Below are 15,517 nucleotides of genomic sequence, written 5' to 3'. Positions count from 1 at the left end.
TGGTCAAAATGTAATACACTAAATTCAATATCGACAGAGAAGGGGCTTGAGCTACGCAACATATGCAAAAAAGACTTGGAAGGATTATATCTATTTTATCTATAATAAGTATTCAATCAATATGTATATGCGGCTGTACGGATCAAAACAGTTCATATCTTCAGGATTACGGACAGATGGTCAATGAAACTGAAGCTGACTCCAATGCTTCGGATACTTCTTTTAATGATGTAGCAGAGTCGGAATCATTGGATGAAGCCGGGATATATGTCAATACAGGAGATACCATCACAGTTGGCTTTTCACAGATAGGAGCCGAGTCTGACTGGAGGCTTGCCTGCACCAATTCTGTGGTATCGGCATTTACAGCGGAAAATGGTTACAATCTCATATATGATGACGCCCAGCAGAAACAGGAGAATCAGTTCAAAGCAATCAGAGAATTCATAGACCAGGATGTTGATTATATAATCCTTGATCCTATCGTTGAGACCGGTTGGGAAGGCGCCCTGCTTGAAGCTAAGGAAGCAGGAATTCCGGTTATAATCGTCGATAGAAGAGTAAGCGTAGAGGATGATTCATTATATACCGCCTGGGTCGGAGCTGATTTCTATCTTGAAGGAGCAAGAGCCTGTGCATGGCTTGATGCCTTTCTTTCTAAAAAAAATATTGAAAGTGAGATTGGCATAATAGATATTCAGGGAACACTTGGAGCGTCTGCTCAGATAGGCAGGAGTAAGGCACTTGAAGATGCTGTGGATACCCATGATAACTGGACTTTGCTTGCAGCAGAAAGCGGAGATTTTGTCAAAGCCAAAGGACGGGAAGTCATGGAGCAGATGATAGAAGAGTATGGCTACAAGATAGACATAGTCTACTGTGAGAATGACAACGAGGCCTACGGCGCTATAGAGGCATTGACTGATGCCGGCTACAAGATAGGAAGTGATATTGAGAATGGTGATGTGATGATCATCTCTTTTGACTCAACAAGAGAGGGCCTGGAGCTTACACTTGACGGGACGATAGCAGTTGATACAGAGTGCAACCCTTTGTACGGGCCTGTCCTGACACAGACTATCGCCTGCCTTGAGAACAATACCTATCTGCAAAAAGAAAGCTATGTTCTTGAAAGTCAGTTCTCGGCGGACAGAACGGTATATTCCACAAGAATAGATGGAAATACATACAAAGTTACTATATTATCTCAAGATATAATAGATAAAAGAGTATATTAGTGAGGTAGGTGTCAAAAGTTTCTATTGACACCTTATGACTAACGGATTGTTCCGTTTCTATGAAACTCTCACAATCTAGTGTTACCATAACTGACACAGCGAATTAACCTGCTTAATTCGCTGATTTTACACTTTTTTATTAGGAAAATAATGATAGAATTATCTTGTAAGCACGAAGTGACTGCCGCAGATGATGGTGGTTGCCACAAAGCTTATGATCCGGTATCTGATCTGACCGGAGATGTTTCTTATTTATTTTCAATGAAAAAATTTATTGGTCACGAAAGGAGATAAAATTATGGATATCACAGTTGAAGCAGTAGAAAAGGTAATTGACGCTACAGGCGTAGATTTTAAGACTGCAAAGAAGGCACTTGAAGAGACAGATGGTAATCCTGAAGATGCTATCAAGTATCTGACTCCTGAGAAAGATAATACTGAGGTTCAGGATATCATCGATAAGATCAAAGCCAGGGTTGAAGAGGGCAATGTTACAAAGGTTCAGATCCGCCGCAAGGATGAAGTGCTCCTTAGCTTACCTGTCAACGTAGGAATTATCGGGGGCGTTGTAGGTGTGGCAGCAGCACCGTGGGCATTCATCGCAGGCGCTATCGCAGCATTCGGATTTGGATGCACAGTTGAGATCGTTAAGAAAGACGGAACTGTTGATAAGGTAGAGTGAGCTGATAGCAGAATATGACAATTTAGTCAAAAGTCATATTGATCGCTGGCTATTTGAGCCAGGATATGATCTTAAATTTGACAATGTGTATGAGCAGCTGGTAAGACTGTAAAGTTTTACCAGCTTTTGTTTTATGACTTCATGTCGATGGCAAAATGAGCGGCCCCGCAGGTTTGGTATATTACACGCCGTGAACGGGAAGGTTGAGCTTGCGGCGCAAGTGCTCAAATCTTATAATATGACGTAAGGATAAAAAGTCATTTCGATTCGAGCTTGCTCGAAATCGAATATGAATCTATGACCCGCCAAACATGAGCAAAGTAGCACGTAGCGCGGATTTGCGAATGTTTGAGGGCGCAAGACATCCGGGGATGTCTGCTTTGCGCCGACCGGAGTGGAATGTAGATGTGAGAGTTTCGAAGAAGAGGTTAGGATGAAAAAAAGAGATGATATTAAAACTCATACGCATATAGATGAAAATGGTCATGAGTATACCCATACGCATGAAGACCATGATCATGTGCATGCTCATGACAATGATGCACATGAAGATCATGATCATGCTCATACTCATCACTCTCATTCACATACCCATGACCCCAAGGAGATGAAAAAGATCATAAATCGTATCTCCAAATCAATCGGTCATATGGAATCCATCAAGCGAATGCTTGAAAATGGTGAAGACTGTGCTGATGTTCTGGTTCAGATAGCAGCAGTCAAATCAGAGATCAATAATGCAGGCAAGGCACTACTCAAAGAGCACCTTGATCACTGCATAGTAGAAGCGGTAGCTCAAAATGATACCGAGTCTGTAGACAAGATGAACAAAGCAATTGATTATTTTATGAAGTAAAATTCACACCTTTTAGGTGGTTGTGTACTTTTTTCTGTACTTTAGAGGGGTTATTCCCTCGTATTTGTTGAACATATTTATCAGACCTCTTGCATCTGAGAATCCGCAGTCCATGGCTATTTCGAGAACGGACTTGGAAGAGCCTGTAAGAGCATCCTTGGCAGAATTGATACGCATTCTTGTCAGGAATTCTTTATAGGTTATTCCCATATTGGATCTGAAGAATCTGGAAAAATAGCTTGCAGAGTATCCAAAGTGCTGTGCGGCAGACATCTCATTTATATCCAGCCTGTAGTTATCTTCTGTGTAGGAGATTATCTTTCTTAAAATATCAGCATTTTTTCTGTCTTTTTTAGGCATTTCCATGTCTTTAAGAGTCAGGTCATCTCTGCAGATATAATATAAAAGCTCATGTACCAGGCCGATGAGGCGCATATTTTCGTATTTATTCAAAGTTTTTCCATCAGCATATCTTGCAAGATCTTTCATTATCTGAGCAGGTCTTTCTTCATTTGTTTTAAATACCGGCAGGAAGTACAGGTCTTCAAAGTTTGGAATGAAGCTTCGAAGAAATGAATCACTTATCTGAAGCACGGTAGTCAGTGTATCTGGCATGTCTTCATATGGAGTTGTCCTGTTGGATATGACTTTGTGAATACTTCTTGAGTTAACGATGATGAACTGGTCAGCTTCCAGATGGTGAGGTACACCATCTGTATAGTATATTCCGTCATTTGAATAAGAGTAGACTATTTCAAGCTCGTTGTGCCAATGATCGAGAACATCACTGGCAGTAGAAAGGTTACCGTTTCTGTAAAGATCCCTTTTATGCACATTTAATATATTGAAAGGCATCTCTGTATGGTAGTGTACTACTTCATATGAGATATCTTGAGTGGTTGATTCCGGCATATTTCCCCTTGTACTTCAGATTATATTTGGCAAAAATGTTTTATTGCATCAGGTATAAATAATTAAGATATGATATCAGGCGTTTTAAAAGACAGCTTGATATAGACATACTGTTATATGTATCAGAGATAATTATATAAGACGAAGATTAAAAGTCAAGAAAACGTAATTTTTGTGGCAAGAAATGTAAAGAGTAAATTATCAATTTTTAATATATTAGTTTCCAGAGAAGGAATTAAGGGTCCGGCTTCATAATAGCCATTATGGTGGCATCAAGGAGTGACACGGCGGCTTACTGATCTAGAGCTCATGCCTATGCAAGAATGGCAGTACGAAAGGATAGCAGCAGCCGGATCGAGGACCCTATATAAAGGGAGGAAACATATGGAAGCTATATACGAACAAAGTCAGGACAAGAAAGTACGTCTTTCTACCACAGAGAAATTATCTTATGGAATCGGTGACTGCGGCGCCAATGTAATAGTTGCTCTGGCATCATCTTTTCTCACAGGATATTATACAGATACTGTAGGAGTTGCTGCAGCTGCTATAGGAACTATGATGCTGCTATGCAGAGTATTTGATGGTATTACTGATCTTATTATGGGTGCAATTGTTGACAAGACTAAGTCAAAATATGGTAAAGCAAGACCATGGCTTTTGTGGACAGCACCACTTATGGGAATATCACTCTTTTTGATATTCAACGTACCGGCATCACTTGGTGCAACTGGTAAGCTCATCTACATCTATCTTACATATATCTTCCAGAACTGCATCATCTATACAGCTAACAACCTGCCTTACAATGCACTTCTTAGCCGTATGACACTTGATGTACAGGACAGAGCTCAGACAGCTTCTATCAGATTCGTAATGACTCAGGTTACATCACTTATCACAAACGTAATCACAGCTAACCTTATAGCAAGCGTTGGCTGGAGATCAATATCAGCTATCTATGGTACTGTTGCATGTGTTATGTGCGTTCTGTGCTTCCTTGGAGTAAGAGAGCACGTAGATGCTGAGGATGATGGAACAGTCAAAGTAGAAAGAGTTCCGCTTTCAAAGGCTCTTCCGGCACTTTTTAAGAACAAATATTTCTTCATTCAGGCACTTATGTTCATGTTCCTGTACATCAACGTAGTAACAACAGGTTCTATGACCTACTATTTCTGCAACAGCGTACTTGGAAACATCGCATTCCTTTCATGGACATCAGTAGCCGGAACTGTACCTGCTATGATCGTAAATCTTATGATGCCGGGACTTGTTGCAAAGTTTGGAAAAAGAAAACTCATGATCACAGGTGCAACAATCATGGCTATAGGCTCTTGCATCATTGGAGCAGCAGGTTCTAACCTTCCACTTGTAGTACTCGGCCTTATTGTTAAGGGATTTGGTACAGGACCTATCATGTCAGGAATATTCGCTACAACAGCTGACGTAGTTGATTATGGTGAATGGAAGACAGGAGTTCGTTCTGAAGGACTTGTTAACAGCTGTACAAGCTTTGGTATGAAAGTTGGTATCGGCCTTGGATCAGCTATCTGCACATGGATCATTGCAATCGGCGGATATGTAGGAACTGCAGAAGTCCAGACAGAAGCTGCGCTTGCATCAATCCGTTTTGGATATGGATACTTTGGAGCAATCCTGTCACTGGTAGTACTTGCACTGTGCATCATCATGAACATTGACAAGCACATCGACCAGATCCAGAGAGACCTTGAAGCTAAGAGATCTATGGCCTAAATGGTATAAAGGCATTTCAACCAAAATAGGGGATAGGAATTAAATAATAGTGCGGATGAACTGATTTTAGGTTCATTCGCATTATTAAATAACAAGTGTAGTAATAAGACTATAATTGATATAATGAAATATAGTTAAAAAATATTATTAAAAAGAATATTTTTAGGCAAAAGATATATATAAACGAAGTGAGGTAGTAAATATGTCAAAGACAAGCGACACAATAAGAGAAATGTTTTCAAAAGGCGATGCCATGAGAGATGCAGGCCTTGAGATTCCTGCAGATATAAAAAGATATAGTGATATTTCTTATGGTGATAAAGGACAGCACCCTGACTGGCAGCTCCTTGATGTATACAGACCGGTTGACTTCCCGGAAGATAAGAAGCTCCCTGTGATCGTAGTGATCCATGGCGGCGGCTGGGTATATGGTGATAAGGAAGTATACAAGTACTACTCAGCTTCTCTTGCACAGAGAGGCTTTGCAGTAGTTTGCTATTCATACAGACTTGCACCTGAATATACATTCCCAGCTAGCCTTGAAGATTCTTGTGCTGTTATTAACTGGATCGTAGATAATGCAGATAAATACGGCTTTGACCTTGATAATATCTTCGGTGTTGGCGATTCTGCAGGTGGTACGCTTATAGGTATCACAGCAGCCTTCCTTACCAACAAGGAGTATGCTGACAAGTTCGACTTCACAGCATCCGACAAGTTCAGGTTCAAAGGCATTGCATTCAACTGTGCTGCATTTGAGATAAAGTCTGTAAAAGAAGCTGATGACAACATGGGATCACTCATGGACGATCTTTTTGGCAAAAAAGTCACAGATGATGATCTTGATGTAATGAATGCCGGCAACTATATAACAAGCGCATATCCGCCATCATTCCTCATGTCCGCAACAGGAGATTTCCTTAAGGATGAGCTTCCCAAGATGGCAGAAGTTATGATCAGAAATTCTGTACCATTTACCTGCAAGTACTATACAAGTCCAAATGGAGAACTCGGACATGTATTCCACTGTAACATGAGACTTCCGGAAGCTGTTCAGTGCAATGACGATGAAACACAGTTCTTTAAATCGCTGATATAAAAGAAAATAGTTCTAAAGTATTGAACCCCCCTTCCATGCGAACAAGAGAAATAATATAATCTTGTACTGCTTGGAAGGGGGCTTTTTGTGAAAAAACGGGAAATGATATTATTGAAACTTCCCATTTCCCGTTTTATTATATTAATATAATAAAAACTCTGAGGTGGAACATGGATTATATCACATCAGCAAAAGCTGCAGAAAAACTTGGAATATCCCGTAGAATGGTAAATGCAATGTGCCAGAAGGGGACTATAAGCGGTTCCAAAAAAGTTGGCAATAGATGGATGATACCATTTGATTATATCGAAAAAATGGGAAATGGGAAATTTTCAAACAAACCACTTCCCATTGGCGTCTCTGATTTTGCCAAGGCTATTACAGATTATTACTATATAGACAAGACTTTGCTGATAAAAGAATTAATCGATAATAGACCGTTGGTTTCTCTTTTTCTACGTCCCAGACGTTTTGGTAAGACATTGAATATGGATATGCTTCGTACCTTTTTTGAAAAAGCTGAAAAAGATACAAGTGTATATTTTCAAAAAACCAAAATATGGTCTTCTGGACGGGAGTATAGAGAATATCAAGGCAAATTTCCTGTTGTGTATTTTAATTTTAAAGATATGAAGTTCGATAAATGGTCTGAAATGCTTATAAATATAAAAGCAATTATTCAGTCAGAGTATGAAAGACTTATATCTCAAATAGAGCAGAGTAATCTAACGGAGCTTGATAGAGTCTATGTTGATAAAGTCATTAATGGTACATTAGAAGAAGCTCTGTGGTCGGGAACATTGGGGAAGCTTACGCAGATTCTGGACAGGTACTGCGACAAGGCCCCTATAATAATGATAGATGAATATGATACACCTATTCAGCAAGGACATATGTATGGATTTTATAATGAAGTCATAGGCTTTATGAGAAACTTTCTATCAGGTGGGCTCAAGGACAATAAGCATATGACAATGGCTTTTCTGACCGGTATATTAAGAGTCGCTAAGGAAAGCATATTCAGCGGACTAAACAATCTGATGGTCAATTCTGTTATAGATAACAATTATAGTTCGTACTTTGGATTTACAGAACCAGAAGTAAAAAAACTCCTAAAGGACTACGGCGTATCTGAGCAATTTGCAAAGGTCAAGGAGTGGTATAATGGATATCATTTTGGTGATACGCAAATATATAATCCATGGTCGGTACTTAATTATGTATCTCAAAACTGTATCACCAAAACCTATTGGCAATCTACCGGAAGTAATGATGTCATAGGCGAGATTATCTCAAACGGATCCAATGAACTTATAGAGGAGATAAGAGAACTTCTTGGAGGAGGCAAAAAAAGTGTATATCTTGATATATCTGTAGTATATCCGGAGATAGGGAAAAGCTTTTCTTCTGTTTATAGTTTTTTGCTTATGGGAGGGTATCTTACTCTTGATTCAGCGGAATCACTGTATGATGGTAATACTGTAGGAGAAGTCAGGATTCCCAATATAGAAGTGATGCATGTTTTTGAACAGGAGATACTTTCAAGAACTGGGAATATAGTCTCAGGTGAAGATGCTATTGGTTTCCAGCACGCGCTTTTAAGTAAGAATAATGAAGAAATGCAGAAACGATTAACTGAATTTCTAAAGGAGACGATCAGCTATTTTGATGCGTCTGCAGAAGGTTTCTACCATGGTATGCTTCTGGGGCTAAGTGCCTCATTGAATAGGTTTTATGAGATTAAGTCCAATAGAGAAGCCGGTGATGGGCGCTATGACATAGCGCTTATTCCGAAAGCCAAGAATAATACAGGATACATAATTGAAGTAAAATCTCTATCAAAAGTCAAAAAAAATATATCCGAAAATGACTTGTTACAGCTACTTGACTACGAAGCTCAAATGGCTTTAGATCAAATAGATGATATGCATTATGCAGATGCTATGAAGAAAGCAAAGATATATAAAATTGGAGTGGCATTTTACAAAAAGAATTGTCGCGTGATCGGAAGAAAATGAGAACATTAAGTATAATATGATGTAAGGAGCAAAAGTCATTTTGATTAGAGCTTGCTCGAAATCGAATATGAATTTGCACAGATCGGAGGGAATTATGTTCAGAAAAATGAGAAGATTCAGGCAGCAGCTACCGGATGAAGAGGCAATCAAGATCCTTGAAAATGGCAAAACAGGCGTACTTGCTGTTAATGGTGATGATGGTTATCCGTATACAGTTCCTATCAACTATCTGTATAGAGACGGTAAGATCATAATACACGGTGCCAAGGCAGGCCATAAGTATGATGCCATGCTTAAAAGTGATAAGGTATCCTTCTGCGTTATCGACAAGGATGAAGTCGTTCCGGATAAGGTTACCAATTACTTTAGAAGCGTAGTAGCTTTTGGACGAGTTAAGATAATAGAAGATGAAGACTTGAGAAAAGAAGCCGCGCTTGCCATAGGCAGGAAGTTCTCTCCTGAAGAAGCTGTTCAGGAAGACATGAAGCGCTCCTATAACAATGTTGTTATGTATGAAATAAATATAGAACATATGACGGGGAAGGAAGCAATCGAGCTTGTGGCTATGAAGGCTACTCAGGGGACAAAAGAGGAGTAATTTGAAGTATAGGTATGAATTTTGGTAAGGAGTGTAAGTTTGAATTTATTTGTGCCATGTTTGCTCTGATAATTTTGATGTTCGGAGGAACTTGTTGGGCTTTATCAACGGTTTTTGATTTTCAGAATTGTCTGAGAGATGATTGGTATAACTATGAGTATGAAACAAATTTGGTATTGTCATGGGTTTGTTTTGGGTATTTCCTGTTTGGCTTATTTGCAAGTCTATTAAATATAGCAGGAATCATCAGATTTTGTATTAATAAAGCTCGTAAGAGGTATTTCCTTGTGCTTAATCTGATAACTCCGGTAGTAACATTGATAAGCTGGATTTTGTGCAAATATTTTGAGGCTAAATTGCCAAATTGGTAAAAAGTTTTAAGGGAGAAGAATTCATTCACTTTTTATAAGTGACTGGATTGTATGAAAAAATGAAGAATAATACTGGCAATGATTTGCTAAAAATGCTGGTTGCTATAATTGTTGGAGGATGTATAATCCTTTTTGCTTTTCCTTTGATTATAATGGGAATAGTTGGTTTATCCGTTCTTTTTGAAGGTGATACAAGACGAGTTAATGATACGTTTATATCGCCAAGTGGAATATATCAGGTGGAGAGTATTAATAACTCCGGCGGAGCTATGGATCAGGGCGAGAGCTTCCTTTGTATCGAATTTGAAGAAGATGGAAAGCCTTATTCTGTAGAAGGAGATAAGCCGTCCAAAAAAGCGGTTGAAATTGATGATATTCATGGCAGATACGCCGCAGAGTATGAGGTTGAGTGGATTTCGGATGACAGCTTTACGGTTACATGGAATGATTATGATAATGAATATATAGCCGATGTCGTAATAGATGGAAGAAGCTGTACAGTAACTAATACACAGACGATTGCCCAGAATTAATGAGTTTTCGTAATTCGATGAATCGATTGATAAATAGGCCAGGTGCCGAAGGTATTCTCAATTGGCCTATTTGATACATTCTTGAACGAAGTGGCAATAATTCATATTTTTGTTAAAAATGGTATAGTGTATTTGAAAAAGATTTTTGAAAAAAAACAACTTAAGAAAGAATAAAGGTGTTAGAAATGGCTAGAAAGAAAAATGATTTTAAGGTTTACACAGATTTTATCATGGAGAAGAGTAAGGAGCTTCTGTCAATTGACTCTCCTACAGGCTATACAGATGATGCAGCAGCCTGGGTTAAGAAGGAGTTTGAAGCTCTTGGATTTAAAGCTTCATTTACAGGTAAGGGCGGCGTTCTTGTAGAACTTGGTGGCAAGGATAAGAAGAATGGCCTCTTCCTTGAAGCCCATACAGATACTCTTGGCGGTATGGTATCTTCTATTAAGGGAACAGGTCGCCTTGTAGTAACACCTCTTGGCGGAATGAATGCTAATAATGCTGAGACAGAGAATGTCCGTATTGTTACTAAGTTCGATGGAGATTATGAAGGAACATTCCAGCTTGTAAATGCATCAATCCATGTTAATGGTGAGTACAATGATATCAAGAGGACTTTTGATACCTGCGAAGTTGTCCTTGATGAAGATGTTAATTCTAAAGAAGATGTTGAAAAACTTGGTATAAGCGTAGGCGATATCGTATGCTTTGATCCTTGTACACGTATCACAAAGTCAGGTTATATCAAGAGCAGATTCCTTGATGATAAGTTCAGCGTAGGTATACTTCTTGGATATGCCAAGTATCTTAAGGATAACAAGATCACTCCAAAGCGTGCAGTATATGTACATGTAACTGTATTCGAAGAAGTAGGTCATGGCGGATGTGCATCAGTTCCTGAAGGCGTAACAGAAGCAATCTCAGTTGATATGGGATGCGTCGGCGAAGGTCTTACATGTACAGAGCGTCAGGTATCCATATGTTCCAAGGATAGCGGCGGACCCTACGCTTATTCAGTAGTTAAGGGACTTATAGAAGCTGCTAAGAAGATGGGCGCTGACTATGCAGTTGATGTATATCCTCATTATGGATCTGACGTAGAAGCTACACTTCGTGCAGGCTTTGATGTTAAGCATGGTCTTATCGGCGCAGGTGTATATGCTTCTCACGGTTATGAGAGAAGCCACAGAGACGGAGCTGAGAATACACTTAAACTTCTTATAGGCTATATAGATTGATATTTAATAAGTATCAAAAGCATACTTTTTGGTTACTATAGTAAAACCACTGCCAATCATTACAAAAACAAGATATTGGCAGTGGTTTTTATATCTTTACAATTATTCAGATTTACGAACTATTATTTTTTTCTCAAGATAGCTTCATTATCAGAGAAATAATACTCGCTGATATATACACCTTCAGGAACAGCAAATATAGAATCAGTAGCAACTGTATCTGTAGGCGAGAGCTTGCTTCCGTTGAACATGATGTAGTCGATAGTCTCAAGTCTTACAGGATTCTGAGCATTTGAAAAATCCATAGACAGAACCCAGAAGATCATATCAACCTTGCCGGATACAAGAGCTGCAGCGCGGCTTCCGGAATTGATCGTTACAAGCTCGATATTCATATCAAGTCTCTTGCCAAGCTCTGCAAGGATTGCCGTATTGAATCCCATAGGAGTTCCGTCTTCTGATACATAGTCCATAGGAGGAAGATCGCCTGTTACTCCGACCTTTAATGTATCTCTTCCATCTACAGTTTCAAAAGTGACTGCTTCAGGCTGACCGCCTTCTATAATCTTGGTTATATATTCATCCTGAAGACTTGATAGCGTCCCATCTTCCTGCATAGCGATGATCGCGTCGTTGCAGGCAGGAAGGAGATCAACATGGGCTTCGCCAACGCCCAGAGAGTAGTTCTCCAAAGGATCAGCTGTTTCTACAACATACTTGCCATCTCCTTGAGTATTAGCGATATATTCTGCTACGGACTTACTCAGAGGAATATAATCAATATCACCGCGGTCAAGTCCCAGGAGCATGGTAGACAGATCATCGTAGCGGACTACGCCCGACTCGGTGCCATCGGTATAGTGAATGACATATTCATAGCTAAGGCTTCCTGCCAGCTCGCCTGATGTAGATCCGGAATCTGTGGCAGTTGTTCCATTATTACCGCATGACATCGTGAAGATACATGAAACAGTTAAAATAGCAGATAACAGTGATTTTTTCATAGTTCTCCTTTCGATTGCTGCTTCAAACGCTTATAGATATTGATTGAGAAAATACCGATATGATCTATAGCTCCATTCCCTTTTATTACTCTTACATTTGGTCGTTTATAAAGTGTTGCAAGGCTGAGAATAATAATACCCATATCATATACATTCTTATCGGATGATATTATCAATTTGTTTAGAAAAAAGAATAGAAGATATGACCTTAATATGTCGAGAATCATAGATTTAAAGGTAAAAGTTTTAGTAATAAGAAATAGAAATAAGATAATAAACTTCCCTGGCATGACACTGACCAAGTGGGAAGTCTGCAAATAAACAAGAAAATAAAAGAGAAAATAGATAAATTTTTAGAATATAAATAAAAACACATGGAGCTTTAGTGATAATCTACCAAAGTTCCATGCGTTTTTTTGCGTGAAATATTAATTTCAATCAAACTACTATTATTGTTATGCCTGAAAGTATTATTCGCGCTCTACAATTGCAGCTGCGCCCATGCCGCCGCCTACGCACAAGGTTGCAAGACCTTTCTTGGCATCTCTTTTCTCCATCTCATGAAGGAGAGTGACGAGGATTCTGGTGCCGGAGCAACCTACAGGGTGACCCAGGGCGATAGCTCCGCCGTTGACATTGAGCTTGTCCATATCAAATCCAAGATCCTGGCCTACTGCAACAGACTGAGCTGCGAAAGCTTCGTTAGCTTCGATAAGATCAAAGTCACCAATCTTGTAACCGCACTTATCCATTACTTTTCTTGTAGCAGCAACAGGTCCGATTCCCATGATCTGAGGATCTACGCCTGCAAGCTCGCCGCCGATCCATGTTGCCATAGGCTTAACGCCAAGTTCTTTAGCTTTCTCTTCGCTCATAACGATGATGGCAGCAGCTGCATCATTGATACCTGACGAATTGGCAGCAGTTACAACGCCTCCGTCCTTCTTAAATGCAGGCTTGAGACCTGAGATGCTTTCTGCTGTAACACCGGCACGCGGTCCTTCATCTGTATCGAAGAGGATAGTTTCTTTTTTCTTTTTAACTTCTACAGGAACTATCTCATCCTTGAACTTGCCTTCTGCGATGGCTTTCTGAGCCTTCTGCTGGCTCCATGCTGCGAACTCGTCAAGCTGCTGCCTTGTAAGGTGCCACTGCTCAGCAATATTCTCAGCTGTGATGCCCATGTGATAGTGATAGAATGCGTCTGTAAGAGCATCTGTGATCATGGCATCTTCCATAGTAGCCGGTCCCATACGATATCCAAAACGAGCCTGACGCAGAAGATAAGGAGCCATGGACATGTTCTCCATACCACCAGCTACGATGATATCAGCATCGCCCATAGAGATGAGCTTGGCAGCAAGGTTCACACAGTGAAGACCTGAACCGCACAGTACGTTGATAGTAGTAGCAGGAACTTCTACAGGTATACCAGCATTGATAGCTGACTGTCTTGCAGGGTTCTGGCCAAGGCCTGCCTGTATTACACAGCCCATGTAGACTTCATCAACCTGCTCTGGCTTAATGCCTGTTCTTTTTAGTGCCTCTTTGATAACAACTGTTCCAAGCTCAGGAGCAGGTGTATTAGAAAGAGTTCCTCCCATTGTTCCTATAGCCGTACGACACGCGCCGGCAAGTACAACCTTTCTTCCCATAAATACCTCCAATATGTTTTGTATTGCAGATGTATACATCTGTAAAAAATACTACTAATAAATATTATATTCTTGAAGTAAAGATATTTCAAAACTAAACTTAAGAGCGCCTCTTCCTTGATTTGCTTTTTAATGTTGTAAGGTGGCGTTTTTTATCAGTGAGTCATTCGCCTCATGAAAATGTCATTTGCCTCATTAAAATGTCATTCGTCGGATGAAATGTGCAATTTGTCGGAAAGTCATTTACAAAGCTCTAATTGTATGTATAATGGCAAAAGCGCTTGGCGGTTGCGGTTTGTGCAGATATATCTGATAAGCAATTCTAGCGTCACCATGTGCAGATGTAGATACAGACAGCATGAATAAAATAGCTAAGGATAAATTGATGAAGAATAAAAAGAAATTATTGTTATTGCCTTTCTTAACGGCAGGCTTGCTATTTTTAACAATGTATTGTATTTCCTTTTTTTATGATATTAAAATGCCTCTGGCAGTAAGTGATTACAAGATATTGTTTTTTTTGCCAATTTTTGTTTTTTTAGGAATTGTATATTTGGTCTCTGGAATCAGATATAAGAAGTCCGAAAAGTTTAGAGGAAGAGTTATTGATAGTAAAGAAGTAGAGATTGTTCACTTTGGTCGTGACGGTGGTGAGATATATGAGACATATTATGTCAGCTATGCTTTTAGAGGTAAGATGCTAAAAGGAGAAGTCCGTACGACTGAAACAGGGCTAAGACCCGGAGCCAAAATAGATGTTTATGTATATGATCCGGAAGGAGTTCATGAAATACAATCAGATATCGACTGGAAACATTTTAAACTTTATGCTATGGCTGGTTTGGTGATGGTTATAATGTTTTTAATATTTTGGCTTAGTGAGCGCTAGTAGATGGTAAGTTATTTATAGTTGTGCTACTAAACAGACCATATAGATTGATCGCTTTTTAGGTAGAAAGGTTTTGGATTACAGTGGAAGTGGAAGTGGAAGCAGTTTGTTTTGCAAGTGGTTGTATTATACCGATATATTGGTTTTTGACAATTATATATTGGATTAAAGGAATAAGATATAAGAAATCCAAATATTTTAGAGGAAAGGTCATTTATAGTAGAGGGACAAAGATTGTTAAAGTAAATAGGAGGCGTGGTGAGATATATGAGACATATAATGTTAGCTATGAATATAAAGGTAAGGCACTGGAAGGAGAAGTGTGCACCAGTGAAAAAGGTCTAGAACCTGGAGATGATATCTTTATTTATATATATGATCCGGAAGGAGTTCATGAAATCCAATCAGATATCAACTGGAGAAAATTTAAATTTTCTGCTGGGTTTAGTTTGCTAATGACGGTAGTGTTTTTGATAAGTTGGTCTTTACGATCAAGTATTGAAACAACACATTCCTATACGCATTTTGATGAGGAAGAGATGAAAAAACTAGTTGAGGAGTATTTGGAACATAAAAAATAGCGTGAAAGAAATAACTCGAATTAATGAATGCCAATAGCATTATTATAGCAATATATAGCTTGTGAGCGGCTTTTTACATGATTATGAT

The 15,517-nt window shown here is 39.2% G+C and carries 14 protein-coding genes; 11 read left to right on the top strand and 3 right to left on the bottom strand.

Annotation, left to right across the window (positions count from 1 at the left end; genetic code table 11):
- Positions 1 to 62: 62 nt before the first annotated feature.
- The 3 genes from BMX21_RS09055 (at position 63) to BMX21_RS09045 (ending at position 2,776) form a co-directional block, all read left to right on the top strand.
- Positions 63 to 1,238, top strand: a complete 1,176-nt coding sequence (locus tag BMX21_RS09055) for an ABC transporter substrate-binding protein (protein WP_092043583.1) — start codon at positions 63 to 65, stop codon at positions 1,236 to 1,238.
- A gap of 298 nt (positions 1,239 to 1,536) precedes the next feature.
- On the top strand, positions 1,537 to 1,920 hold the full coding sequence (locus tag BMX21_RS09050; protein ID WP_027205119.1) for a DUF4342 domain-containing protein: 384 nt from the start codon (positions 1,537 to 1,539) through the stop codon (positions 1,918 to 1,920).
- 433 nt (positions 1,921 to 2,353) lie between these two features.
- Complete coding sequence (locus tag BMX21_RS09045) at positions 2,354 to 2,776, top strand: metal-sensing transcriptional repressor (protein WP_022755768.1); 423 nt, start codon at positions 2,354 to 2,356, stop codon at positions 2,774 to 2,776.
- A 12-nt stretch (positions 2,777 to 2,788) separates the two neighbouring features.
- Here BMX21_RS09045 and BMX21_RS09040 read toward each other — a convergent pair whose 3' ends face one another.
- Positions 2,789 to 3,688, bottom strand: coding sequence for an AraC family transcriptional regulator (locus tag BMX21_RS09040; protein ID WP_092043580.1), 900 nt, complete (start codon positions 3,686 to 3,688; stop codon positions 2,789 to 2,791).
- Positions 3,689 to 4,072: 384 nt separating this feature from the next.
- Here BMX21_RS09040 and BMX21_RS09035 point away from each other — a divergent pair, with 384 nt between their 5' ends.
- The 6 genes from BMX21_RS09035 to BMX21_RS09005 all read left to right on the top strand — a co-directional run bounded on the left by BMX21_RS09035 (position 4,073) and on the right by BMX21_RS09005 (position 11,300).
- Positions 4,073 to 5,443: an MFS transporter gene (locus BMX21_RS09035; protein WP_092043577.1), complete on the top strand. Its 1,371-nt coding sequence runs from the start codon at positions 4,073 to 4,075 to the stop codon at positions 5,441 to 5,443.
- A gap of 202 nt (positions 5,444 to 5,645) precedes the next feature.
- Positions 5,646 to 6,542 carry an alpha/beta hydrolase gene (locus BMX21_RS09030; RefSeq protein WP_092043574.1) on the top strand — a complete coding sequence of 299 codons (897 nt, stop codon included), beginning with the start codon at positions 5,646 to 5,648 and terminating at the stop codon, positions 6,540 to 6,542.
- 170 nt (positions 6,543 to 6,712) lie between these two features.
- Positions 6,713 to 8,560: an AAA family ATPase gene (locus tag BMX21_RS09025; RefSeq protein WP_092043571.1), complete on the top strand. Its 1,848-nt coding sequence runs from the start codon at positions 6,713 to 6,715 to the stop codon at positions 8,558 to 8,560.
- A gap of 94 nt (positions 8,561 to 8,654) precedes the next feature.
- The gene (locus BMX21_RS09020; protein ID WP_092043568.1) at positions 8,655 to 9,158 is read left to right on the top strand and encodes a pyridoxamine 5'-phosphate oxidase family protein; all 504 of its coding nucleotides are present in this window, start codon (positions 8,655 to 8,657) and stop codon (positions 9,156 to 9,158) included.
- A gap of 430 nt (positions 9,159 to 9,588) precedes the next feature.
- Positions 9,589 to 10,062 (top strand): hypothetical protein, encoded by a 474-nt coding sequence (locus BMX21_RS09010; RefSeq protein ID WP_143057233.1) that lies wholly within the window; start codon positions 9,589 to 9,591, stop codon positions 10,060 to 10,062.
- Between the two features lie 185 nt (positions 10,063 to 10,247).
- Positions 10,248 to 11,300 carry a M42 family metallopeptidase gene (locus BMX21_RS09005; protein ID WP_027205541.1) on the top strand — a complete coding sequence of 351 codons (1,053 nt, stop codon included), beginning with the start codon at positions 10,248 to 10,250 and terminating at the stop codon, positions 11,298 to 11,300.
- A gap of 122 nt (positions 11,301 to 11,422) precedes the next feature.
- On the opposite strand, the gene BMX21_RS09000 is transcribed toward BMX21_RS09005, so the two are convergent.
- Both BMX21_RS09000 and BMX21_RS08990 read right to left on the bottom strand, forming a co-directional pair.
- On the bottom strand, positions 11,423 to 12,304 hold the full coding sequence (locus BMX21_RS09000; RefSeq protein WP_022755325.1) for a substrate-binding periplasmic protein: 882 nt from the start codon (positions 12,302 to 12,304) through the stop codon (positions 11,423 to 11,425).
- Positions 12,305 to 12,774: 470 nt separating this feature from the next.
- Complete coding sequence (locus BMX21_RS08990; RefSeq protein ID WP_022755323.1) at positions 12,775 to 13,959, bottom strand: acetyl-CoA C-acetyltransferase; 1,185 nt, start codon at positions 13,957 to 13,959, stop codon at positions 12,775 to 12,777.
- 385 nt (positions 13,960 to 14,344) lie between these two features.
- Between BMX21_RS08990 and BMX21_RS08985 the strand changes: the two genes are divergently transcribed.
- Both BMX21_RS08985 and BMX21_RS08980 read left to right on the top strand, forming a co-directional pair.
- A complete protein-coding gene (locus BMX21_RS08985) occupies positions 14,345 to 14,848 on the top strand; it encodes a hypothetical protein (RefSeq protein WP_143057232.1) in 504 nt (167 codons plus the stop codon).
- Between the two features lie 83 nt (positions 14,849 to 14,931).
- Entirely contained in the window at positions 14,932 to 15,429 is a 498-nt protein-coding gene (locus BMX21_RS08980) for a hypothetical protein (protein ID WP_092043555.1), read from the top strand.
- Positions 15,430 to 15,517 lie beyond the last annotated feature (88 nt).

It is taken from the genome of Butyrivibrio sp. TB, assembly GCF_900110805.1.
Classification (GTDB): Bacteria; Bacillota; Clostridia; order Lachnospirales; family Lachnospiraceae; genus Butyrivibrio; species Butyrivibrio fibrisolvens_C.
Note: the sequence above shows the minus strand (reverse complement) of the source record. Positions and strands in the feature narration are given on the sequence as shown.

Bases quoted from the DNA above. Each gene is read 5' to 3' on its own strand.
- BMX21_RS09055 (WP_092043583.1), top strand. From the start codon at position 63: ATGCAAAAAAGACTTGGAAGGATTATATCTATTTTATCTATAATAAGT.
- BMX21_RS08990 (WP_022755323.1), bottom strand. From the start codon at position 13,959: ATGGGAAGAAAGGTTGTACTTGCCGGCGCGTGTCGTACGGCTATAGGA.
- BMX21_RS09030 (WP_092043574.1), top strand. From the start codon at position 5,646: ATGTCAAAGACAAGCGACACAATAAGAGAAATGTTTTCAAAAGGCGAT.
- BMX21_RS09050 (WP_027205119.1), top strand. From the start codon at position 1,537: ATGGATATCACAGTTGAAGCAGTAGAAAAGGTAATTGACGCTACAGGC.
- BMX21_RS09020 (WP_092043568.1), top strand. From the start codon at position 8,655: ATGTTCAGAAAAATGAGAAGATTCAGGCAGCAGCTACCGGATGAAGAG.
- BMX21_RS09045 (WP_022755768.1), top strand. From the start codon at position 2,354: ATGAAAAAAAGAGATGATATTAAAACTCATACGCATATAGATGAAAAT.
- BMX21_RS09040 (WP_092043580.1), bottom strand. From the start codon at position 3,688: ATGCCGGAATCAACCACTCAAGATATCTCATATGAAGTAGTACACTAC.
- BMX21_RS09000 (WP_022755325.1), bottom strand. From the start codon at position 12,304: ATGAAAAAATCACTGTTATCTGCTATTTTAACTGTTTCATGTATCTTC.
- BMX21_RS09035 (WP_092043577.1), top strand. From the start codon at position 4,073: ATGGAAGCTATATACGAACAAAGTCAGGACAAGAAAGTACGTCTTTCT.
- BMX21_RS09010 (WP_143057233.1), top strand. From the start codon at position 9,589: ATGAAGAATAATACTGGCAATGATTTGCTAAAAATGCTGGTTGCTATA.
- BMX21_RS08985 (WP_143057232.1), top strand. From the start codon at position 14,345: ATGAAGAATAAAAAGAAATTATTGTTATTGCCTTTCTTAACGGCAGGC.
- BMX21_RS09025 (WP_092043571.1), top strand. From the start codon at position 6,713: ATGGATTATATCACATCAGCAAAAGCTGCAGAAAAACTTGGAATATCC.
- BMX21_RS09005 (WP_027205541.1), top strand. From the start codon at position 10,248: ATGGCTAGAAAGAAAAATGATTTTAAGGTTTACACAGATTTTATCATG.